Origin of the sequence: Mesorhizobium sp. LNHC232B00 (genome assembly GCF_000502435.1) — a bacterium.
Lineage (GTDB): Bacteria > Pseudomonadota > Alphaproteobacteria > Rhizobiales > Rhizobiaceae > Mesorhizobium > Mesorhizobium opportunistum.
Genome location: NZ_AYWP01000041.1, coordinates 17245 through 40896 on the forward strand (window position 1 = coordinate 17245; position 23652 = coordinate 40896).

Annotated in this window: 17 protein-coding genes and 1 pseudogene; 4 read left to right on the forward strand and 14 right to left on the reverse strand. The window is 60.6% G+C overall.

The genetic code is table 11. The features are described from left to right. The first annotated feature begins 35 nt into the window (after positions 1 to 35). On the forward strand, positions 36 to 1088 hold the full coding sequence (locus X743_RS140395; protein WP_245264337.1) for a glycosyltransferase family 4 protein: 1053 nt from the start codon (positions 36 to 38) through the stop codon (positions 1086 to 1088). Between the two features lie 26 nt (positions 1089 to 1114). Here the strand turns inward: X743_RS140395 and X743_RS140390 are convergent, their stop codons facing one another. Beyond that, on the reverse strand, positions 1115 to 3355 hold the full coding sequence (locus X743_RS140390; protein WP_023768892.1) for a polysaccharide biosynthesis tyrosine autokinase: 2241 nt from the start codon (positions 3353 to 3355) through the stop codon (positions 1115 to 1117). A 301-nt stretch (positions 3356 to 3656) separates the two neighbouring features. On the opposite strand from X743_RS140390, the gene X743_RS140385 reads away from it, so the two are divergent. Then, positions 3657 to 4997 carry an O-antigen ligase family protein gene (locus X743_RS140385; RefSeq protein WP_084555657.1) on the forward strand — a complete coding sequence of 447 codons (1341 nt, stop codon included), beginning with the start codon at positions 3657 to 3659 and terminating at the stop codon, positions 4995 to 4997. A 97-nt stretch (positions 4998 to 5094) separates the two neighbouring features. On the opposite strand, the gene X743_RS140380 is transcribed toward X743_RS140385, so the two are convergent. The 9 genes from X743_RS140380 to X743_RS140340 all read right to left on the reverse strand — a co-directional run bounded on the left by X743_RS140380 (position 5095) and on the right by X743_RS140340 (position 17839). After that, a complete protein-coding gene (locus X743_RS140380) occupies positions 5095 to 6543 on the reverse strand; it encodes a hypothetical protein (RefSeq protein WP_023768894.1) in 1449 nt (482 codons plus the stop codon). Between the two features lie 19 nt (positions 6544 to 6562). Next, positions 6563 to 8662: a nucleoside-diphosphate sugar epimerase/dehydratase gene (locus X743_RS140375; RefSeq protein ID WP_023768895.1), complete on the reverse strand. Its 2100-nt coding sequence runs from the start codon at positions 8660 to 8662 to the stop codon at positions 6563 to 6565. A 304-nt stretch (positions 8663 to 8966) separates the two neighbouring features. After that, positions 8967 to 9815 (reverse strand): sulfotransferase, encoded by an 849-nt coding sequence (locus X743_RS140370; RefSeq protein ID WP_023768896.1) that lies wholly within the window; start codon positions 9813 to 9815, stop codon positions 8967 to 8969. Between the two features lie 17 nt (positions 9816 to 9832). After that, positions 9833 to 11041: a glycosyltransferase family 4 protein gene (locus X743_RS140365; protein WP_023768897.1), complete on the reverse strand. Its 1209-nt coding sequence runs from the start codon at positions 11039 to 11041 to the stop codon at positions 9833 to 9835. Between the two features lie 6 nt (positions 11042 to 11047). After that, on the reverse strand, positions 11048 to 12979 hold the full coding sequence (gene cysN / locus X743_RS140360; RefSeq protein WP_023768898.1) for a sulfate adenylyltransferase subunit CysN: 1932 nt from the start codon (positions 12977 to 12979) through the stop codon (positions 11048 to 11050). Further along, positions 12979 to 13944: a sulfate adenylyltransferase subunit CysD gene (gene cysD, locus X743_RS140355; protein ID WP_023768899.1), complete on the reverse strand. Its 966-nt coding sequence runs from the start codon at positions 13942 to 13944 to the stop codon at positions 12979 to 12981. The genes cysN and cysD overlap by 1 nt, the downstream gene beginning before the upstream one ends. After that, entirely contained in the window at positions 13945 to 15462 is a 1518-nt protein-coding gene (locus X743_RS140350) for a lipopolysaccharide biosynthesis protein (protein ID WP_245264338.1), read from the reverse strand. Positions 15463 to 15803: 341 nt separating this feature from the next. Then, a complete protein-coding gene (locus X743_RS140345; protein WP_013893312.1) occupies positions 15804 to 16652 on the reverse strand; it encodes a sulfotransferase domain-containing protein in 849 nt (282 codons plus the stop codon). Further along, positions 16646 to 17839, reverse strand: a complete 1194-nt coding sequence (locus X743_RS140340) for a glycosyltransferase family 4 protein (RefSeq protein ID WP_023768902.1) — start codon at positions 17837 to 17839, stop codon at positions 16646 to 16648. Before X743_RS140340 ends, X743_RS140345 begins: the two co-directional genes overlap by 7 nt. A 190-nt stretch (positions 17840 to 18029) precedes the next feature. Between X743_RS140340 and X743_RS140335 the strand changes: the two genes are divergently transcribed. After that, positions 18030 to 18929: a formyltransferase family protein gene (locus X743_RS140335; RefSeq protein ID WP_023768903.1), complete on the forward strand. Its 900-nt coding sequence runs from the start codon at positions 18030 to 18032 to the stop codon at positions 18927 to 18929. Between the two features lie 37 nt (positions 18930 to 18966). Here the strand turns inward: X743_RS140335 and X743_RS140330 are convergent, their stop codons facing one another. From X743_RS140330 to X743_RS140315, 4 genes are all read right to left on the reverse strand, one after another. Beyond that, entirely contained in the window at positions 18967 to 19995 is a 1029-nt protein-coding gene (locus X743_RS140330; RefSeq protein ID WP_023768904.1) for an NAD-dependent epimerase/dehydratase family protein, read from the reverse strand. Beyond that, positions 19992 to 21416 carry a UDP-glucose/GDP-mannose dehydrogenase family protein gene (locus tag X743_RS140325; protein WP_031258677.1) on the reverse strand — a complete coding sequence of 475 codons (1425 nt, stop codon included), beginning with the start codon at positions 21414 to 21416 and terminating at the stop codon, positions 19992 to 19994. The genes X743_RS140330 and X743_RS140325 overlap by 4 nt, the downstream gene beginning before the upstream one ends. A gap of 215 nt (positions 21417 to 21631) precedes the next feature. Then, a complete protein-coding gene (locus X743_RS140320) occupies positions 21632 to 22261 on the reverse strand; it encodes a hypothetical protein (RefSeq protein ID WP_023768906.1) in 630 nt (209 codons plus the stop codon). Positions 22262 to 22355: 94 nt separating this feature from the next. Continuing rightward, positions 22356 to 23033: a hypothetical protein gene (locus X743_RS140315; protein ID WP_023768907.1), complete on the reverse strand. Its 678-nt coding sequence runs from the start codon at positions 23031 to 23033 to the stop codon at positions 22356 to 22358. 519 nt (positions 23034 to 23552) lie between these two features. On the opposite strand from X743_RS140315, the pseudogene X743_RS1000000174185 reads away from it, so the two are divergent. Then, a pseudogene (locus X743_RS1000000174185) lies at positions 23553 to 23652 on the forward strand (molybdate ABC transporter permease subunit); the annotation flags it as partial.

The following is a 23652-nucleotide window of genomic DNA, read 5'->3' on the forward strand; positions in this document are numbered from 1 at the left end:
CGCTCGTCAATTTTCGCCTCGAATTGTTGAAAGCCATGGTCGCCGCCGGGCACGAGGTCATCGCGCTCGCCCCCGACAATGATGAGCAGGCCATCGCCAGGCTGGGTGCAATTGGCGTCAGCTTCCAACAGATTCCGATGGCCAGGACGGGTACCAATCCGCTGGCCGATCTGCGAACGCTCAAGGCGCTCTACCGGCTGATGCGCCGCCTGGCTCCCGACATCGTCCTGCCCTACACGATGAAGCCGATCATCTATGGCGGGCTGGCGGCGCGGCTTGCCGGAGTGCCTCGGCGGTTTGCCCTCTTCACGGGATTCGGCTTCATATTCAGTGGCAGCGTTACGGGCCTGCGTGCAACTGTCCTGCGCCGGTTGAGCATTGGTCTCTACCGCTCGGCCCTGAAGGGCTGCGAAGCTGTTTTCGCCTACAATGAAGCCGATGCTCTCGATATCCGGCGCCACAGGATGGTTTCCGCGACCACACCGGTGATCAAGGTTGCGGGCTCCGGGGTGGACCTGACACTGTTCGCAGCCAGCCGGCCGCCGCCCGGTCCGCCCATCTTCCTGCTGATTGCTCGCTTGCTGCGCGAGAAAGGGATTGCCGAGTTTGCCGCCGCCGCGCGCATCCTGAAGGCCAAGCACGGTACCGCGCGTTTCCAGATTCTCGGTCCGTTCGATCCCAGTCCCCTCTCCATCTCGAAAGCCGAAATGGACCAGTGGACCAGGGAAGGCGCCGTGGAGTATCTCGGCGAAACGCACGACGTCAGCCCGTACCTGACCGCATCCACGGTGTTTGTGCTGCCGTCCTACTATCGCGAGGGCATTCCCCGCAGCGCGCTGGAGGCCTTGTCGACGGGCCGGCCGATCATCACGACCAACGCGCCTGGCTGTCAGGAAACGGTCATCGACGGCGAGAACGGGTTTCGGGTCGAGCCACGAGACGTGAATGCGCTTGCCGCGGCGCAGCGGGCTTTTCTTGAAGATGACGAACTCGCCGCCAGAATGGGTGCCAACTCAAGAAAGCTCGCGGAAGAACGCTTCGATGTGCACAAGGTGAACCATACCTTGCTCGAGGCGATGGGGCTGTAATCGGTCGGGCGTAACCGGCTGTGCGGTCACGGGCTATCGGCGAAGAAGTAACGCCGGATCTGCTGCCGCCTCATGTAGGCCTTCCGCAGGGCGCCGCGAGCCTGTTGGAAAGGATCAACACGGTTGAACACCCAGCCAATCGTTGGACCGCCGGCGAAGCGCAAGCGCTCGACAACCTGGGAAAGAGCCTCTTGAGTGGTGCTGTCGAACGCGGCCACAACGACGATGGTGTCGACCGAGGCGGCAATCCTGATCGCGTCTTCAACAACGAGCACGGGCGGTGCATCGATGATCACCACATCGTACTCAAGCCGGAACGCCTCCAGCAGCTTGGTGAGCTGGCCGGAGTTGAGGAATTCCGGCAGCGTCTGGTCGTCGGCGGATGGCGCTAGAACATCGAGCTGCGGGATATCAGGCAGCGTCTGGACGATTTCCGCCAGAGCGCAATCGCCTTGCAGATAGTCGCCGAGTGTCCTGCTGGCGGAGCGCAGCTCCATGGCGGTGTGAAGGCTGCGGGTTCGTAAATCCAGATCGATCAGGGCGGTCAGCGCGCCATCCATGCCCGCTGCCATGGCAAGGCCCATGGCTGTCGTCGTCTTGCCTTCCTGCGGCAAGCCGGAACTGACCAGAACGACATGTTTGCTCCGTCCACCGTTCATCCGGGTGCAGGCATTGTAAAGCGATCGGAAAGCGTCGGAGAAAGCAGACCGCGGCCGTGACAACAGGGTTTCGAGAGGGGGCAGGGCGGGACGCAGGAATTTCTGGGGCAACCGCGGAATTGACGCCAGCAGGGGAGCGCGTATCAGCTTCGATGCCCTCCGCAAGTCCCGTATCCGGACTTCCATGCTTTCAAGTGTCAGCACCAGAATCAGGGCCAGGACAAGCGACGCGGCCAAACCGCCCGCAAGCATCAGACGAAGCTTGGGAAAGGAAGGGCTCGTCGGGATCTCGGCCGTGGAGACGGTTCGCACGCCGGGTTCGACCGCTTCCGAAAACGGATCGAGACTGCCAAGTTTACCGGACACGAGGTCGTAGAGCTTTTGCTCGGTCGCCAGATTGTTGTTCAGTTCACGCAGCTTGGCCTCCGCCAGGCTCCTTTGACGCAGCTCCTCGTTGGAGGCCTCCAGGCTTTTGACAAGTTGGTTCACCCGGCCTTCGTCGACGCGCACGTCATTTTCCAGGACTGCGATCGTTCGCAGCATCTCTTGGGAAATCATCGCACGGACGGCCGCTACTTTCGCATCGGCCTCCTGGACCAGGGGATGATTGCGGCCGTAATTGCCGGCCAGCTGCGCGCGATCCCTCATCGCCGTCGCTTCATCGTTGCGCAGCGACGTCAGGAAGTCCGATGTGAGCAACGGGTCGACGCCGGCCCCGGTGTCGCCGTTCTTGGCCGCTAGCCTGACCTGGGCAAGGCGCGCCTGTGCTTGCGTGTATTCACCCCTGGCGGTGCTGAGCTGTTCGTTGGCCTGCTGGATTGAGGCGCGCAGCAGATCATCACGTGGATCACTGGAGACGCCATGCTCGGTCGCGTATTTGGCGATCTGACCCTCGATCGCGGCAATCCGTGATGCGAGCTCGGTCGATTGCTGCCTCAAAAAGCCGACGGCATCCTTGATGTCCTGTCGCTTGTTGTCACGAGACCATTCCACGAACAGTCTGGCAGTTGCATTGGCAATCTTGGCCGCGGTCGCTGCGTCGTCGTTGAAGAACGAGATCGTCATTGCCGCGCTTTCACCGGAGCGATCGACTGACAGGTTCGCCAGATAAGCCGAAATTGCCCGGTCTTGCTGAACATCCTTGGGCGGCAGGGATGTGGCATCCTGCGGGCCCGAGCCGGCGACCAGCGAGAATAGTTTTTGCGGTATCCAGACAATCAGGCCGACTGCCTGTGACAGCACACCGCCGCTCGAATCCGAAGTTCCTCCGGCGGCGGCTGGCGGCAGATAGGTGTTGAAGTCCGGATCCTGGATGAGGTCGAGCCGGTCGACCACCAGGCTGGCGAATACGCGAGAGGCGATCAGATCCGCCTCGGTGTCCATCCGCGACTTGTCAGGCTGCTGGTTCGGCTGCGCCTGCGTGGTGTCGAGAGGATTGGGATCGTCGGTTTCGACAACGATCATGGAACGAGCCGTATATGTCTTGGGAAGTTCCACCGCGGCGATGAGTGCGAGTGCGGTGCCCGCAATGACGATCGCAACGATCAGGAGCAGGCGTCTGCGGAAAAGACTGTAAAGTTCGCGCGCGCCGAACGTCCGTTCTTCCAAGGGTTCGGGTGACTCCTGAAGGAATGGCCCCAGTCGGTTCCACACGCTGTTTTCGTCTACCAAGCTCACTGATCGCGCCCCTATCCTTATCGATCTCACCGGGTCTTCAAGCCGAGTTCGAGACCCAACCAAGCGACAAGTTTTTAGCACGGATACACGGACGCCAGCGCGTTCAAGAGGCTTAGTCGCGGCCATGGGATTATCCGAAAGGATAGCGTAGGTGGCCGCGGGCCTATCTTGGCATATGTACCGAACTGCACGTCCATGGAGGCTGGTGAAAAGATAGTTTTCAGGAGTGACGATGAATCATGCCGGGGTCCCTCGCGGGTACTGGGCAAAGCCCGACCGCAGGCCGCCCGCGGCACCGTTGTCAAATGGGATCGGCAAGATCGGCCTCTGGCTGGCAATGGCCTCCGTGTTTCTCACCCCCTTCAACATCCTGCGGGTCGACACGTTCTACTTCACCGCCAGCGATGCCTTCGCCCTGGCCGCCGTCTTTGCGATGGTGCTGGGGAAATCCCTTTCGCCCGCCCCCCTGGCAGCCGGGACGCTTCTCTGGAACACCGGGGTGGCGCTGCTGTGCGGCATGCTGCTGCTCAGCAGCCTGATCAATGGTGATCCGCAGCGCGGCTTCATCATCTCGGCGCAGTATCTGTATGCCTATTTTCTCCTGGCGTTCATGCTCGCGTCGAGGCCATGGAGCGAAACGGTTCTCCTTACGAAGGCGCTTATCTGCTCGATCGGCTTGATGTGCATTCACGGCATCGTGGTCATCGACATCCTCAAGCAACAAGGCACATACCTGACCAGCGGCAATGGCCGTTTTATCGGCTGGGTCGAACGCGAGAACGAATGCGCGACACTGATTGCACTCGCGGTCCCCCTGTTGTTGTGGCTGGTCGCTTCAGGGGGCGCCCGGCCCCGCTGGGCCTGGATCGGAGTGCCGCTCTTTGCGTATGGCATTGTCCTGACTGGTTCCAATACCGGGCTGATCGGCCTAGTCGTCGCGCTCACTGTCTTCGTTGCCATGACGGGCTCGTGGCGCCGCATCATCCTGTTGGCGGTGTCGTCGCTCGGCGCGTTCTTTGTCGTCGTTACGTGGGGCCGCGACTTCCTGCCCCCGATCTTCCAGCGCCGCGTGCTGAATGCGCTGCAGAGTGGCGACATTGACGAGGCCGGCACGTTTGCGGACCGTATGCGGCTTATCCGCGAGGCCATCACCAAAGCGGACAGCAGTTCGCTGCTTGGCATCGGCGCCGACCAGTATCGACATTTCAGCGAGCTGCATGCTCCAGTCCACAACGTCTATCTCTTGATATGGGTCGAGGCGGGGCTACTTGGGTTGATCGGCTTTCTGCTCATGCTGGTCGCCGGAATAATCATCGGCATGCTCGCTGCGCGGCTTCGCCAAGGACGAATATCCGCCATCTGCACCCTGACGACGGTGCTTCTCTTCGCCGCGTTGGCCAACGCGCTGCCGCATCTCTACAGCCGCTTTTTTGTCGTGCCTCTGCTGCTTGGAATAGCGCCCAGCGTTGCGATTTTGCGCGGGGGGCCAGTGCCAGGAGCGGTTGCAGGCTTCCTTCGTAACGCCCGCTCCACGCGTGGCCGGCTACAGCTTCTTCAACGTCGATCAAACTAGGTCACACTGCGGCTGAGTTTGCCGGCCTGACACGGCCAGTCGGCGATCGCGAAGGCCCGGTCGAAATCTCGATGTGGATAGAGCGGACGACGTGCAGCTACTTCCCCGGCGCGGACGCCTGTGGGGAGATAAAGCGACCGAGAGCGAACACGCCGTCGATGAAGTCCTGCCCCATTACAAACCGGCCCTCGACCCAACGTCCCTGGGCATCCTGGCTGTCGATGAGCTGACGCACCTTGGAACTTAGGTCGCCGGGGCTCAACTCATCCATGCCGCTGATCCACAGCTGTTGGCGGGAAACCGGCAAGCCGCGCCTGGCAAGCTCCAGCCGGGCGAACACCGGCTCGATCTCGGCACCCGTTTTCATCCCGTAGTGGTGCAGGAGGTTCTTGTCGTCGAACGTCACCTGGTTATCATCGTCGATGTAGAGCGGGCGGTTGGTGTTGAGTTCATAGAAACGTGCCCACTTGCCGTCGGGCAGGCGCGCCGCCAGCAACCATTTGGCGGCCGACTCCGCCGCGTCCAGCAGCCGCGCATCCTTGTTCTGCTCGTTCAACTCGATCAGGTAATCGATATTGCCGGCGGTTTCGCGCGAGACCACGCCTGGCGGCTCGAACTTGCGGCCCCACACTGGCTGCATGGAACGATCATACTCCTGGGCCCAGCCCTGTTGCGGCGCGGGAAGCTGGGCCGCGAGGAGAAAATCGCCGACCTTTTCGGCTGCCTGGAGATATTTGGGATCACCATATGTACGGTAAGCGTTGAGAAAGAGACGGCCCATATCGCGAGGGAGATTGTCATTGACGATGAAGTAGGGCGGACGATCGGGCTTCTGCCACTCGTGCGACCAACTGGCCGGAATACTCGCCTTGGCGGTCGTCTCCACAGCCGCGCCCGGCGCGGCTCCCTTGAAGAAGACCGGAAAGGCCCCGTTCGGGTACTGCACCCGCATCAGTCGATGAAGCGCCTTGTCGATGCAGGACCGGACATCCGGATCCGAACCGCCGCTCGCCCGGTCGAACCACATCAGGAAATTCAGCACGCTCTGTGTGTTGTTGTCGTCGAGGACGGTCTCGTTGCGATGCGGATTGTCCTTGATGTCGTGACAGGCGTTTCCATCTGTCTTCAGTGAACGATAACACCAGGTGGCCGCCTTTTGCGGGTCCGTCTCGATGCTGTAAAACCACCCGCCGGACTCCAACTGCGTCTTGACCAGAGCCGTTGCCACGAGCTGGGCCGACTGAAGCCATTGCTTGTCCCCGGTAACCTCGAAAATGCGCAGGAAGGCAGCTCCAACAGCCGGCGTCCCAGGCGGCTGCACCCAGCCAACGCTCGTCGGCACGGCGCCGCCTTCGCCCATCCTCCTTTGGCCATCAAGCGAATATTTCCATACATAAGTTCCGGCCACACCGAGGTGGTCGCGGAAGTAGGCGCCCGCGCGCTCGATCGCGCCCCGTGCCTCGGCGACGGTCGGTTGAGGCTCGCCGGCCAGTGCGGTGCCGCAGGACAGCGCGACAACCAGAGCCGAAGCGATATGTCTTAGCACGGCCGCGCTCCCGCCGGCATCAGGCTGCTGCTTCGCGTGGAGGCGTGGCCGCCTTGGCCGAGCCGCGGATCACGTGAGGCACGAATGGCGTCGCCGTCGCCGCCGCAGGTTTTGTTTCCGGTCTGTGGTAGCTGGGAAGCAACCGGGCAACGAGGTCCAGCACGCCCCCGGTGTCGCCGGCTTTCGCCAGGCGGCGCAGTTGCGAAAATTCCTTGCGAAGGGTCTCGAGCGGCACCGGATTGGGCACAGCGCCCAAGACCCCGGAGATCGGAACGTCGACACGTCTTTCTCTTTCGTCGAAGAGTTCCTCGAACAGCTTCTCTCCAGGCCGGCAACCGACAATCTTGATCTTGATGTCTTCATCCGGCCGAAAGCCGGCGAGCTTGATCATGCGACGCGCCATGTCGATGATCTTGATCGGCGCCCCCATGTCCAGGACGAAGATTTCGCCCTGTCCCAGGCTTTTCTCCAAGCCATGGGCCGACGCCTGCAAGGTGAGTTCAACCGCCTCCCTTATGGTCATGAAGAAGCGCTTCATCTCCATATCGGTTACGGTCAGCGGACCGCCGTGGGCGAGTTGGCGCTTGAACAGCGGGATCAGCGATCCACTCGAACCCAGGACATTGCCGAAACGAACGGTCATGAAACGGGCTGGAGTTTCGCCGGCGACGAAAGCCAGGTCCAGGGACTGGCAATAGAGTTCAGCCAGGCGCTTGGTGGCGCCCATGACGCTGGTGGTGTTCACGACCTTGTCCGTGGAGATCTGGACCATCGCCTTGGCGCCGCAAAGGCGGGTCGCCTCTGCCACGTTCATCGTACCGATGACGTTGGTGAGAATGCCCTCACAGGGATTCAATTCGACCATCGGCACATGTTTGAGCGCCGCTGCATGGAAGACCAGGTCGACACAATGCCGTTGGAAGATCTCGCCCAGGCGAACCGGGTCGCGAACATCGCAGATGTATGGCTTGCGGTGCACATTCGGGAACTTCTCCGCCAGCTCCAGATCGATGGCGTATAGATTGTATTCGCTGTTATCGATCAGGATCAGTTCCGCCGGACCAAGCGCGGCAATCTGCTGTGTGAGTTCGCCGCCGATCGAGCCTCCGGCGCCCGTGACGACGATGCGGCTGTTTTCGATCATGCGGGACAACGCAGCTTTGTCGAGCACTGTCTGAGGCCTTTCCAGCAGGTCGGTAAGCTCGATCGGGCGCAACTCGAAGCGGCTCTCGTGCTTGGGATTGCGCAGCTCGAGGACGGGGGCCGGCCGCGAGACCGCAATGCCCAGGCGTTCGGCCCGGTCGATCAGCGCTTCGAGCGCCGGGTCGACGAGACCAGGCATCCTTTCGGTAAAGATCACGTGCCGGGGCTTGATGCCGCGGACTTCCAGATCGCTGATCACCGTATCGAAGTCTTCGATGCTGCCAAGGACCGGCACGCCGCGCAGGAAATACCCCTCCGTCGTCGCGGCATTGTCGAGCAGGCCGACCGGCCAATGGCGTGCATCCGGATCCCGCTGCAGTGCCCGGATATAATGATCAGCCGCATCGCCCGCACCGATCAGCAGCACGGGAACCATGTCGCGTCCGTTTCTCGCCCTGTTCGCGGCCGGGCCAAAACGGCCTGTCTCGATGAGCTTGGAGCGGATGCGGACCGAAATGAGCAGCGGCACGAGCAATAGAACCTCGATCACCATCACCGAGCGCGGGATCGAATCGAGCCGTGTCGCCACAAACATCACGAACACGAAGGCGAGCGATGCGACGATTACCGCGCGCAGGATGCCGAGCATGTCGCCGACGGAAGCATATCGCCAATTGCGGGTGTAGAGGCAGGTCACCGGGAAGACCACGGCGCATGTAAACAGGAAGCATGGAAGTGCAAAAAGCAGCGAATGGTAGCTTTCCGGACTGGTGACCTCTCCATCGAGGCCCAATCGCATGAATGAGGCAAAGGACAGCGCCGCGAGCGCCATCGCCAGATCGATGATGTAGAGATGAAGATTCTTGCCGACGGCCTTGGCGCGCCCGATCACCCTGCGACGCAGGTACGACAGAACATGGACGATGGTGCGCGGTTTGCTGACAAGACGGCCGACAGCGATTGCGGTGGCTATCAAAAGCGATTGGCCTCCGAGGGGACCGACTGCCTCAAACGGCTGATCTAACTGGCTCATCCTAGGACCTCGACAAAGCTTAGCCGCCGCGCTCCAAGAGCACGTCAAGATTATCGGCTGTTTGAACCCCGCAGACACAAATCCGCGCTTGCCAGTACCTTGCTCAATCAAGAACAGGTTGGCCTGCTATCGTTCGGATTCGAGGCTACGATTTATCATTGCTATGGAGCGCCTTGCCTGCTTTTGGCGCAACACCTGCTTTTGTGCAGGGAGTAGCTATCGGAACCGCGAGAGGAACTTTCCCGAGTTAATCCAAAGAGGTACTTCCGCCACTCTGGACAAGCCAGCCAGACAGGTCCCGTTGCACCAGCGTGCCCAGTTGCTCGACATCGGCGGCGTAAAAGTCGACGAGCCGGGATCGAAGCCTTGGGGGGAAAGGCGGATAGGCAATCTTTCCGGCCAGGGCACCCCGGGCCGCCTCGAAGAGAGAGGTGTTCCGGAAGGGACGAACCAGAGGTTTCAACGGCTTCATCACGTTGCGCAGCTGCGGTCCAACCATAGCTTCGCTGCGGTCCTTCACTTTTTTCGCCACCGGCAAAGCCACGTCGCTCGCGGGGAGGTTCAAAAACGTCCTGACCTTGCTCAACTGTTCGACAGGCCTTGCGACCGTTTCCTCGAAAAACAGAACCAGCAGCCGATCCTTCGGATAAAGATCCAGATAGGCCTGCAACTGTGCGCTATAGAGGCCGCCGGCGAGAAAACGCCCAGGCGAATCCCTGCCCACGTCGAGGTAGGATTCTATGTCGCGGTCGACCTCGCCGCGGCGAAAGAGCATGCAATAGTCCGAGTACGCACGTTCGACCGGATTGCGAAGCTGCACGATCAGCCTGACATGGGGGAGCAGCCGGTGAACCCGTTGCGGTGCCGACGGAGTGTCCAGGTAGGAGTTCGACTTTTCGCCGACCAGCTGTCCAGGACGAGTTCTATGAAATTGGCGGAAGTACCAGTCGTCACCGCGCTCGCAATGGCGACTGAAGTAATGCAACTCGGGATCCGGCATGCTGACGTCCGGATCGGCCTGCAGCGACTGCTGCAGCCAGGTCGTGGCGCATTTCGCCGCGCCGATGATAAGGAAGTCGATATCCTCTGCCTGCATTGTCGAACCCTCTTGGATCATTTCTCACCTGTCGTACTGCAAGCCAAGCTGGCCGCCGCCGGAGTGCGGAGTGCTTGCCCATAAACTTCCATGACCTTTTCGACGTGCTGCTGCGTGCTATAGGAAAAGCAGGCTTGCTTGCGGGCCGCCTGGCTGATGCGTGCCCACAGCGAAGGGTCCGAAAGCAACCGCCGCAGCGGCTCCATGAAAGCCTTGGTGTCTTCAGGGGCGACCAGAAATCCCGTCCGTCCATTCTCGATGGCTTCCGGGTTGCCGCCGTGATCGGTCGCAACCACCGGCGTGCCGAGAAACATCGCTTCGATCAGGGTCCTTCCAAAAGGCTCCCCTATCGCGGGAACGACCAGAATATCCGTCGCCGCCAGGAATGGCTCGATAGGGCTGCGAAAGCCCATGAAACGCACAATCCGATCCAGGCCGCGCTCGACGCAAAGCGCGCGAGCGGCAAATTCAAGATCATGCGAGCCTGCCGGCGAGTTGCCGAACACGCAGCCGACGATCGGGATGTGCGGATGCTCGCGTCGGAAACGTTCAATGATGTTGATGAAGAGAAGCGGACGCTTTCGCTCGATCAGGCCGCCAATGAAACTGAGAATGTGCGTGTCTGGCGCGAGGCCAAGCTCTTCCAGAAGCTTTGCCTTGGCCGCAGCCCTGTCAGGGATGTCCAATGGGTGGTCGAAGGGGCTATGGATAACGCTGAGGCGTCCGTTGAGCGATCTGATCGGATGCTTCGGCCGCGAGAATCGCGACACCGTCACCATGCGATCCGCAATGAACGGCCCGAGAATATTGGCGCCTTTTGCATCGGGATCGCCGCGATGATGCCAGACCAGCCGGGCACCCGCAAACCGTGCGGCAATGCCCCAATTGATATGCGTTCTTCCATCATTGGTATGAATGATGTCGAACCTCTGCTCCCGGATGAAGCGGCTCAAATGCGGCAGCGTGCTCGTCAAATAGGTGGCGACACCTCCCCAGGTCGTTCCTTTCGCGGGCAATGTCGTCAAAGGAGGCAAACCCATGAAGGGCTGGCCCTCCATCTTCAGAAAGTCTGCGAGCGGCCCCGTGATGTCCTGAAGCACCAGGACCGGTGCGACCCTTGAGGTGTCGAGATTCTGGACAAGCTTCAGTGCCGAGATGTGACTTCCGCCGACATCGTCACCGACAAATGGAAAGCAAACCCGAATTCGACCGGTCTCAGCACTCATCGCCTGCTACCCGGTTGCGCTTCCAAGATAGCTGCCACGATCAAGGTAGCTGACGATCAGTTCGGCGGCCTCCTCGGCGCTCAAATCTGGGGTGATCGTGATATGAGCAGCCTCGGGGCGCTCATAGGGACTGCCGATGCCGGTGAAGTTCTGTATCAACCCGTTTCGGGCGCGTTGATACAGACCCTTCGGGTCACGTCGCTCCGCCACTTCCAGCGGCGTATCGACAAAGATCTCGATAAACTGTCCTTCGCCGAAAAGGTCGCGCGCCATCCGGCGTTCCGCCCGGAATGGTGAAATGAAGGAAGCCAGCGCTATCAAGCCCGCATCGACCATCAGCCTGGCGGTTTCAGCGACACGACGAATGTTCTCGACGCGGTCAGCGTCGGTAAAGCCGAGGTCCCGGTTCAGGCCGTGGCGGACATTGTCGCCATCCAGAAGGTACGTGTGCTTGCCGATCGCGTGAAGGCGCTTCTCAACGAGATTTGCGATCGTCGACTTGCCGGCGCCGGAGAGGCCGGTGAACCACAGCGCCGCCGGCTTTTGGCCCTTGGCGATCGCGCGCGCGTTCATGTCCACGTCCAGCGCCTGCCAATGAATGTTGCTTGCCCTGCGCAAGCTGAAGTCGATCATCCCGGCGCCAACCGTGTGATTGGTCATACGGTCGATGACGATGAAAGCACCAGTCTCATGCACCCGGCTGAAAGGATCGAAAGCAAGCGGCGCCTGTGTCATCAAGTTGATGACGCCAACTTCGTTTTTCTCGAGCGTTTTCGTGGCGAGCTTCGCGAAATTGTTGATGTCCAGCCTGTGTTTGATGTGCGTGACGCTTGCCCCCACGACGCTGGTGGCAAGCTTGATGAGATAGGGACGGCCGGGGATCAATGGCTCGTCATGCATCCAGAGCAGATGCGCCGCAAACTGGTCGGAGACTTCCGGTCGCTCGGCCGCCGCTGCCAGAACATCGCCGCGGGAGACATCGATCTCGTCCTCGAGCATCAGCGTGACCGCCTCGCCGGCGCCGGCTTCGGAGAGGTCGCCATCGAAGGTGACAATTCGCTTCACCAGGCTCGTGACGCCTGAGCGCGCCACCGCGACGCGGTCTCCCGGCCTCACCACACCGGCCGCGATCGTGCCGGCAAACCCGCGGAAGTCGAGGTTGGGGCGATTGACCCATTGCACCGGCATCCGGAACGGGGCCGCACGGCGGTCGCTGTCGACCTCGACGGTCTCCAGGTACTCGACGAGTGTCGGGCCCTGATACCAGGGCAGTTTCGCGCTTCTGGAACGAACATTGTCGCCATAACGGGCAGACAGGGGGATGGCCTGCAGCGAGACGAAGCCGAGCGGTTCCGCAAAACTTCGATAGGCCGCCTCGATCTCATCGAACACAGCCTGCGAATAGCCAATCAGGTCGATCTTGTTGATTGCCAGAACGACGTGCCGGATTCCGAGCAGGGAGACGATGAAGGAATGCCGGCGGGTCTGGGTGAGAATCCCCTGCCGCGCATCGACAAGGATGACCGCGAGGTCGGCATTGGATGCGCCGGTGGCCATGTTGCGGGTGTATTGCTCATGGCCGGGTGTGTCGGCGACGATGAACTTGCGCTGCTCCGTGGCGAAGAAGCGATAGGCCACATCGATCGTAATGCCTTGTTCCCGTTCGCTGGCGAGGCCGTCAACCAGAAGCGCGAAGTCGAGATCGTCGCCCGTCGTGCCGTGTCGCCGGGAATCGGCCGCAAGGGCCGAAAGTTGATCCTCCATCAGCAGCTGGGTGTCGTAGAGCAGCCTGCCGATCAGTGTCGACTTGCCGTCGTCCACGCTGCCGCAGGTGAGAAACCGCAACAGGCTTTTCCGCTCATGGGCATGAAGATGCTGGGAAGCGGCCTGGCTCTCCAGGGAAGCTTCGAGATCCGCGATTTGAGCAACACCAAGCATCAGAAGTACCCCTCACGCTTTTTCTTTTCCATCGATGCCGCCTCGTCGTGATCGATCAAACGGCCCGACCGCTCGGACGTCCGGGTGGCAAGTGTTTCCTGAAGCACCTCGGGAAGAGTAGCGGCCGTGCTTTCGGTGGCCGCGGTCAGCGGATAGCAACCAAGGGTGCGGAAACGCACAGAACGCATTTCGGGCACCTCGCCCGGGCGTAGCGGCAGACGATCGTCGTCCACCATGATCCACTGTCCGTTGCGCTCCACCACCGGGCGCTTTGCGGCAAAGTAGAGCGAGACGATGGGGATTTTCTCCCTCATGATGTATTGCCAGATATCGGTTTCGGTCCAATTCGAGAGGGGGAAGACGCGAACGGATTCGCCGGGCCTCAGCCGGCCATTGTAGAGATTCCACAACTCCGGACGCTGGTTCTTCGGATCCCAGCCATGGTTCTCGCTGCGAAGCGAAAACACCCGCTCTTTGGCGCGGCTTTTCTCTTCATCTCGCCGCGCCCCGCCAAAAGCGGCATCGAAACCGAACGAGGACAGGGCCGATTTCAACGCTTCGGTCTTCATGATCTGCGTGTAGATCGACGAGTTGTGGGTAAACGGCGTGATGCCCTCGGCAAGACCGGCTTCGTTGCGACGCACCAGCAGGTCCAGGCCAAGCCGCGCGACGGTTTCGTCGCGGAAGCGGATCATTTCCTTGAACTTCCAGGTGGTGTCGATGTGGAGCAAGGGAAACGGCAGTTGCGATGGGTAGAAGGCTTTCATCGCCAGATGCAGCATCACCGCCGAGTCCTTGCCCACGGAATACAACATCACGGGGTTGCGCAATTCGGCCGCCACCTCGCGAATGATGTGGATCGATTCAGCCTCGAGCCGCTGCAGATGCGTAAGGGTCGGCGATGACGGACCAGGGCGTCGCGACGCTATGGGCACGGTGGTTGAAGCTTGGGTCGCAAGGGTCATCTAGATTGCCTTTGAAGGAGAAAGATCTGCCTGATCGAGGCTGTCCACCGGCCTGGTCAGCCTGTCGGAGTGGGTGGTCTTCAACGCTTGTTTCAATGAAAGGGCCAAGCCCGCGGTCCACAATATGCCCAGCACGATGTGGGCGATGTTGCCGCCCATCGCACCGATGCGCGGGATCAGCAGAAGTGCCGTGATGTGGAAGGCGGCCGTCGCAACGACGACGATCCGCAACACCTCGCGCTGTTTGCCCATGGCCAGCAGTGCGGAGCGGGCAGCGGAGCCCGAAAGCACGAACGCGACCGCCACCATCTGCACGATGACGAGGTTGGCCGCGCCGAGAAAAGCAGGCCCCGCGGTCCACATGAGCAGCGGCCGGGCGAACGCCGCGACGATCAATATGCAGAGGATGCCAAAGCCGAACAGCATGGCTTCGGCTTGAAAGACCGCGCGTTTGAATTTTCCGATGCGTCCCTGCGCCCAAAAGCGGGCCACGTCGGGATAAAGAACGTTCTGGACCTGTGGGCCGACCTGCTGGCCGACGCGCCCTATGCGCTTGGCGATTTGGTACAAGCCCGCTGAAGCCTGGTCGGCGAGGAACCCGACCAGCAGCGTATCGAGTTCCTGGGCACTCACGCGCAATGTCAGCGAAATGTTCGAAGACCAGGCGAAATTCCAGATGCCGGGAAAGCGGCTTGTGATTCCGGCCAAAGGCGCGCGCAGGATCTTGCGAACGCCCTGCCTGTGCAGGGCGCGCATCGTCAGCGTCAAGAGTGTCAGGGACCCGAGGATCTGTGTTCCCGCCCAAACCGCGGTGAAATAGGCGAGATCAGCCTTGAGCAGCACCCCGAGCAAGCACAGCAACACCCGCAAAACCGCATTGAGCAGCTGCCCGTAGGCCAAGAGGCGGAAGTTGCCGGCCATGCGCTGCACCGCGACCGGAACGCCTGAGATCTGGAACAGCAGAACGCTGGAATAGAGGACAAGAAGCTGCACGACTTCCGCGGACCAACCGAAGAACGGCGCGACGAGAAGTGCGGCGCCCATGGCGATGACCCAGGCGCAAACGGCGGCGCCAACATCGATAAGCAGGCCAAATTTCATGAGAATGCGCAGTGCATCGCGATCCGAGGACGCGTCCAGGCCCGCCGCATATTTGATGATTGGCTGCCATGACTGGAAACTGACAACGCGCTCGACAACCCGGGTGAACGCGATAATCAATGCAAGCTGGCCATAGTTCGCCACGCCAAGGGCGCGCGCCGAAAGCGCAAAAGCCACGAGGCCGAGCAATGAACCGAGAAAATTGCCGGTCAAAAGGTGTGCGATATTGGCCAGGCGCGTGCGGCCGGCGCTCCTGCGTTTGAGGGCCTCCATCACGTGTCCGATCAGTCCTGTGGTCATCGCTATGGTTGCCAAACTCACCCCACACTCCGTCCTTGCGGAGCAATTCAGATCCAGGATTCGCGCCAGATCGCTGCTGGCGTCACCCATCATCGGCGGAAAAGAAGAGCCCGCCACAACCAAGTTTGGCTCTGTGGCAACCTCAATCAGTCAGCATCTGATCGCTGCTACGACTGATGGCCTAGCCCATTAGCGGTAAGGAAATCCCGGGTGCGCCGCGTCTGGTCATGTATTCGACCCGCGTAGTGTGTCTCACCGCAGATACGCCGGCACGCCGCGCCGCGTGCCCGCCAGCCTTGCAGATCGAACGATCTTGGGGTGAATGACGAACACGAAGTTGAGACGCTGAACCCACGCAGACCGCTGAAGGCTGCCGTCTTCGCCGCAGGCTGCGGCAACCGCGATCCGGACGATCCCGGGGGCGAGACAGGCTCGAACTGACGAACCTAGGACAAGCCTCAATTGTACCGCGAGAAGTGGATTCCACCGCGGCAAAGCAACTCCTTGGCGGCCGAGGTCAACCACTCGGAGCAGGTCCGTTCAATCAGTTCGGCTTGCGCGTCGGTGAGGTAGTCGGCGAACCCTCCGACCTTCCCGCGACGCATGCGCCGGCTTTCGGCGTCGCCTCTGTCATACACATGCGCCGGCAGGCCCCCCGCCACCTCATGTTCACGCATCGCTTCAAAACGGGAAGCCTCGATGGCCTCCTCGAGGTCAGCTGCGGACGGATCGTGCCGTAGAAATCTCAGAATGCGCGAGGACGTGCCGACAGGGTCACCGGTCAGTTCTTCATAGCTCAAGACGGCATGCCGGTGATGTTTCAGGCCCTTCGCCCAGCTGTTCAGATACACGATAAGGGCCGGCAGGCCCTGCTGATAGTCGCAGATGAAAGCATCCATATCGCCTTCGAATCGATGCTTGTGGCGCGTCGCGTGGAAATAGGCTGACACCACAACGTCGCGAGGATCGCGAACCATGAAAATGACCGGCCGGTGCAAGAACAGCATATGCCTGTAGTTGAGGTGCGAAACGAGGATAAGCGGCACCCGGGAGCGCTGTTCAGTGTAACGGAAAGCCGGAATCCCACGCTCCGGATCGAGGTCGAAGTTTGGAAGGACTTCGAACATGCGGAAGAGGTCGACATTTCCGTCGTGAGCCGTCCGGCTGAAGTAGTCTGACAGGATATGCCTGAACCAGGTCCGCCCGGATTTCGGGTAGGAGACGAGGAACGCGTCCGCCCCGGAGGCGGCCCAGGTCATCTTGATGCGCGTTTCCATTTTGCGCAGGGCGCGCTGGGTGGTTAGCATGGCGAGAGCTCTTCATTGCCGCGCGCCGCCAGGACGGCGTGAATGACCTGGTCCCAATTCTGCATCACATATTCAGGCGTGAACCTTGCAGCACTTGCCGCTGCGGCCGCGCCGAGTTTTTTGCGGAGCGTTTCATCGCCAAGCAGCCGCTGCAGGCCCTGCGCGAGCGCGTCGACACTTCCGTTCTCGACGAGAAGTCCATCCCTCTCATTATCGACCATCTCGCGAGGACCCCACTGGCAGTCGAAGGATATGACGGGCAGGCCGGCCGCCATTGCCTCGAGCAGCACAATCCCCCAACCTTCGTAGCGGGACGAAAGGACAAAGGCGTCGGCGGTCTCCACCCAGATGCCGGGCAGGCTGGTTACCCCGGGCATTTCAACACAACCCTGCAGGCCCAGGCGATCCCGCTCGGCTTCCAGTTCGGCACGGTCGGGACCTTCGCCCCAGATGACCAGCTTCCATTCGGGAAAATCGCGGCGGATGTTGGCGAATGCCTTCAGCAGCAGGTCGAAGCCTTTCTGCGGGACCAGGCGGCCGACAGCGACGAGCACGGCGCCGTTCCGGCGCGGTTTGCCTGTTGCGGGAAGATCGACGGGATTGGGAATAACCCAGCTTCGCCTTCGCATGGCAGGGCTGAAGTAGTTCAGCGCGCCAGTGGTCATGGTGACCAATCCGAAGGCGGATGGATAGAGCTTTGCCCGAAGGAACCGCCAGACGGGGCCCACGTCCTGCAGTGCAGGATTGTTGCGCTCCGAAACCACGACGTCGAGGCCTAGCCCCCGGCTTGCCGCCAGCGACATCACGTTCGTGCGCGTGAGAAAGCTCAGGACCACATCCGGAGCCAGTTTCTTGAGCATTCGACGCAGGAGAAATATCCGGCGTGCGCTTGCGCCAATTGCCCCCAGCCTGGACCGCTTCATCTGCGGCAATCCCAACCGCTCTATCCTGACCGCGGGATCGAAATGATAGTAAGGCGGGGGACCGGGGGCCTCGAATGTAACCAGCGTCACATGCCAGCCCCTTGCCGCCCACTGGTTGGCGAGAACATTGACGACATGTTCGGTGCCGCCGGCGCCCAGTCCAGGCAGGACGATCACCACGTGCGGCCGGCTGGAGCCGACGCGCAGGGGTTCACCCGCGACGGCATCGCGATCCAGAAGTGTCAGGCCGGCGCCATAGTCCATCAACCGTTCCAATCTCAACTCCGATCCACCCAACTATCCAGCTTTTTGCCGCTGCGAAGAGTTGCACATTGGGATGCATCGGAGACGACCGGTTACCTCTAAAGTTGGACTTGGGCGTAGGATCGAACCGCACAATAGAAAAGGTCAGTGTCTCACGGTCGCCGCGGCACTGTATTGGAGTCCGGATTTCATGCGCATAGCCTTCGTCGGTGCGGTGGAGGGGTCCCGTGTTGCGTTTGACGCCCTCGTCGAAGCGGGCATGGCTCCCTCGCTGCTTGTTACCTTGCCGGACGAGGCTTCCGCACGCCATTCCGATTTCGTCGATCTGTCAGCTCCGGCGCGCGCAGCGGGAGCCTCGGTCCATCTGACCAGGAACATCAACGCGCCCGACACAATCGCCTGGCTCGCGGAAGGGCGCCCCGATTTGACGCTGGTCGTCGGTTGGTCGCAGATCTGCCGAGCCGAATTTCGTGCGATCGCCCGCCTTGGGTCGATAGGCTTCCATCCGGCCCCACTGCCGCGCTTTCGGGGCAGAGCGGTGATCCCGTGGACGATCATCGCCAACGAGAAGGAGACCGGGTCCACATTTTTTCGGCTCGACGAAGGTGTCGATAGCGGTCCCATTGTAATGCAGAAGCTTTTTCCGGTGACGGAGGACGAGACCGCGCGTTCGCTTTACGAAAAGCACAAGCAGGCCCTGCGGGAAATGACACCTCTCGTCGTGTCGGCGATCGCTCGCGACAACAGCGTCGGCGTCGTGCAGGACGACTCGCTCGCCAGCTACTGCGCCAAGCGCTCGGCGGACGACGGATCGATAGATTGGACGCAAACGGCTGAAAGCATTCTTCGCCTTGTCCGCGCTGTCGGCGACCCCTATCCAGGCGCCTTCACTCTCGACGGGGGCAGCGAGATCTTCGTCGACCAGGCACGCATGTTTGCGGGGCGAGGGCGCTACATAGGGCTGAGCGGCCAGGTCCAGGCTCACACTGGCAGCGGTTTTGCCGTGCTTTGCGGCGACGGAGAAACCATTGAGGTGACATCCTGGCGCGGTACCAAGCCCAAAGTGCATGCCAAGCTGGTGTCGGCCTGAGGGCCATGTTTGCCGCCTGCTTGGAGCCAAGAAATGCCTAGGCGGCGATTGTCGGGCGCGCTGGTCGTTCTTGCAGATACCAGCGCACGAAGGCAGCCACCCCGTCCTCGACGCTGGTCTCGGGGCGAAAGCCTGTCAGGGTCTGCAGGAGGCGCGGGTCGGCATATGTCACCGACATGTCGCCTGATTGCATCGGCAGGCTCTTGCGGATGGCGCGTTTGGCGAGGCAGTTCTCAATTGTCTCGATGAAAGACAACAGCTCCACCGGCTGGCCGCCGCCTATATTGACCACACGCCATGGCGCCACGGGTGACAGCGTATCGACGACATCAGGGCCCGACACCGGCTGGCCGGAAACGGGCGCGCATCCGATGAGCCGAACGATGGCTTCAACAAGATCATCGACATAGGTGAAGTCGCGTCTCATCGCGCCTTCGCCATAGATTTCAATCGGGCGACCGTTCTCGATGGCGTCAACGAATTTGAAGAGCGCCATGTCGGGTCGGCCCCAAGGGCCATACACGGTGAAGAAGCGGAAGGACGTCGTTGGAATCTGGAAAAGATGCGAATACGAATGTGACATCGATTCCACCGCCTTCTTGGTGGCGGCGTAGAACGTCAGCGGCCAATCGGTCTGGTCGGTCTCAACGAACGGGGTCGTTTCATTCGCGCCGTAGACCGAGCTGGTGGAGGCAAGCAGCAGATGCCTTGGCTTTAGATCGCGGGCAAGCTCAAGCACGTTGAAGGAACCGACCAGATTGCTGTCGGTGTAGCTTCGCGGATTGTCGATCGAGTATCGCACGCCGGCCTGCGCGGCCAGATGGACAATCACATCGGGCTTCGCCGAGTCTGCCGCCCGCCGCAGGGCGTCCATGTCTTCCAACTGTCCGATGTGGAAGCGAAAGGCGTCGTATCGCTGCAGCAGGGCATGTCGGGATTGCTTCAACGTAACGTCGTAATAAGGCGTCATCCCGTCGTAGCCGGTCACGGAGTGACCTTCGTCCAGCAGGCGGCGCGCCAGATGAAATCCGATAAATCCGGCGGTTCCGGTGACGAAATACCTCATTCGGCGGCCGCGGCAAAAACAGATCCGTCCTCTGCCACACCCTCGCCGATGTTGACGTACTCGAAGCCATGCTTGCAGACCTCTTCGCGCCTGTAGATGTTGCGAAGGTCGACCACAAGCTGCTTCGACATGGAGCGTGACAGGCGTTCAAAATCCAGGGCGCGGAACTGGTTCCACTCGGTGACGATCACCAAGGCATCAGCGCCCTTGGCACATTCGTATGCTCCCTTCGCGTACTCGACGCTCGCACCGAGCATGAGCTTGGCCTGTTCCATGCCTTCCGGGTCATACNCGTATGCTCCCTTCGCGTACTCGACGCTCGCACCGAGCATGAGCTTGGCCTGTTCCATGCCTTCCGGGTCATACACGCGGACATGCGCTCCAAAATCGATCAAAGCCTGGATGATCGAGAGGGAAGGTGCGTCACGGACATCATCCGTGTTGGGTTTGAATGTGAGGCCGAGCACGGCTATCGTCTTTGCGCGCACGTTGCCGCCGCAGGCGAGGACGATCCTGCGGGCCATGGTTCGCTTTCGCTGGTCGTTCACGGCGACGGTTGTTTCGATCAGCCGGAGCGGCGCACCGCTATCTTGCGCCGTCTTGACGAGAGCCAGCGTATCCTTGGGAAAACAGGATCCTCCGTACCCTGGGCCTGCATGCAGGAATTTCGAGCCGATGCGATTGTCGAGCCCGATACCGCGCGCCACCTCCTGCACGTTCGCGCCCACGTTCTCGCAAAGATCCGCCATCTCGTTGATGAATGTAATCTTGAGGGCCAGGAAGGCGTTGGCCGCATATTTTATCAGTTCTGACGTGCGACGTCCGGTGAACATGATCGGCGCCTGGTTGAGATAGAGCGGCCGGTAGACTTCCGCCATCACCTCGCGGCTGCGTTCGTCCGACGGCAGGCCGATAACGATCCGGTCGGGGCGTTTGAAATCGTCGATGGCAGCCCCTTCGCGAAGGAATTCAGGGTTCGACACAATTGCTACATCCGCCGTCGGATTGCAGTTGCGGATAATCCGTTCGACTTCATCTCCGGTGCCCACCGGCACTGTGGATTTGACACAGACCACCGTGAAGCCGCGGACCGCGGCCGCGATTTCCCGCGCCGCCTCGTAAATATAGGAAAGATCGGCATGACCGTCGCCTCGCCGCGAAGGCGTCCCGACGGCAATGAACACCACATCAGCGTCTGCGACCGCTGGCGCGAGTTCGCTGCTGAAGGCGAGCTGCCCTGTCGCGGAATTCTTGCCGACGAGGTCTTCGAGACCAGGCTCATAGATCGGCATTCTTCCAGCCTGAAGATCGACAATTTTTGCTTCTGCCTTGTCGATGCAGACGACTTTGTGACCAAAGTCAGCCAAGCATGCTCCAGACACGAGACCGACATACCCTGAGCCGACAACCGCAATGCGCATGAGTTCGCCACCCTGATTATGATGCCGTCCGATTAAGCCTGCAGCGATCAAGAAAATGGAGCGCGAAATCGGGTATGGCATTACCTCTTCCGAGACCGCCGCAATCTGAAAATGTCGGTCAGCGCGGTTTGACTACGCTTAATGTGGATGGTCTTCCCGCTGGACTGGGCCCGAGCGATACCTCGGCGCCCATTCGCAAACGCTGTTGAAATGGTTCACTGTTGTCCGTCTCCGTTCAATGCTTTCACGAGAGTGCATTGAGATGGGCGGAATTTCGCGGTCGATGCAGCGGTGAACGCTTGGTCCATGGCTGATTTCCGGCTCAAGCCATTGTGCAGGAACATCTGACCTTTCTTTCGAAAGAGACCTCGCTGTTCGCAAAAAACGGCAGCAGACCACCCTGGGCCACTCCGATCAACGGAATTGGATACGTACGAACAATCGTCGGGCCGAGACGATTTCTTCTGGCACCCCGCCAAGGCCTTTTTGGCTGCTTCTACCCCGGAGCGATGTCCCCAAACCGCGATCCAGGTCCCGTCCGTTGAACCGGATATCGCTTCCCAAGCGTGTTTGCCGGGATCGAAACGCATCAGCTGGTCGAACTCTTTCTTCGTCAATTCCGCGGTCTGCGGCCGCTTCGCCTGTAGCTGCCAGGCTCTCAGAGCATCCAACGTCCGCTGACCAATCCTGCCGTCGGGAATACGAGTCAGGAAATTGCTCTCGAACAGCCGCGCCTGGGCTCGATAGATTTCTGCCTGGCTTAGTTGGGACTGCGCAATGGAGTGTTCCGACATCATCATCAGCGCCAAGCACAGTGCGCCGGCCCTGGCACGGTGACTTTTCATCGATCTCTCCACTGTGGCGGTATTGGCTGGAGCGCCCCCTCATTTCCGTGGCCGCAATGGAGACCTGCCGACAGGCCCGGCTCATGCGACGAAGTCAATGCGCGTAGTTGGGAGCCCGGTTTGTCTTCGAACCAGCAGTTGCAATGGTGGCCGGTTTTGCGAAGAGGAAAGCTCCATCCTGGGAAAACAGATCCACCGGCATCATTTGGAATTCGCGCTGCGAGTGCGGTACGTCCAATTCCCTGTCGACAATACGCCAGAGGTTGTCGAAGAATGACCCGTCGGCAAGCCGTACACTTCCTCCCTTCAGCGGCTTGGTGGAGGAGAAGACCGTTGCGGGATTGGCCCACATGTCGGCGATTGCCACGTCATAGTAACCAGGATGGGTGGCGTTGGGCTTGATGATGGCGAAGGGCGTGTTCTTTTCAGGCCAGCCTATCCGTCCGACAGTCAGGCATTCGCCCGGCTCGGGCAATCTTGCCTTCACCAGGTAGGCCAGCGCCGCATCGATGCCGCCGATTTCGGAAACGACGTGTGCCGTCAACCCCGCCCGGGCCAGGTGCATCAACTCTTGCGCCTGTCGCTCATAGATATCGGCCAATGTCAGGAAAGCCAGCCATTGCTGGTGTGGGCAGTCATGCTTGGCTTGGCAGAGAAGCCGTCCCGCCTCCAAGGCGGATTCGATCCTCCTTTTATCCGCTTCAGCGAACGCTTCTCGCGCCGGGCGGATGTGTTCTGCCAGTTTCATCAGTTCTTTTGAAATGCTCTCCATTTCCTTCTCCTCCCCGATCGATGTCCAGCCAGCCCCCTTATTATTACGTTGGCTTGGCCCTACGCAGAACTCCTCCAAGAGTATTGCTAGAGATGCTATTAAGGCTCACCCCACCTATTCTGTTGGGGATGGCTATACTTTCGGCTTCACCTGCCTGTTGCCTTTCATGCCGACATTCGACAGCGGAGCGCTGCAGATCGGGCATGGTGGTCCATGGCAGGACACTTCGATATCGCACCCGCATATGCCGGCGCGTGTTCCAGCGGTGGAGTATGAGCCGATTGAAAATGGGGTCGCCCTTATCATTTCGGGGAGGGGGCCTACCCGGCCTAGCCCGGTTATCCGCTCACTAAGTGGTAGCTGTACGACCGCAAAAATTCCGAATGGCAACGGAGGCGAAATTCCACTGAGCGAATAGACGTAGTGGCAGGGATCGTTCAAACAACTTGCGCACGCCAACCTCTTGGAGCTTTTAGCGGGAGCAATCCTGGTTGAGCGGGAGGGACTCCCCTGAACTCGATGACCGCAACATTCGCGACCACAGCACCCGCGCAGGCGGGGTGGCGGTTCAGGCAGCCGAGCGTCATTCCGGGTTTCGGATTGACGCTCGGCTTGTCGC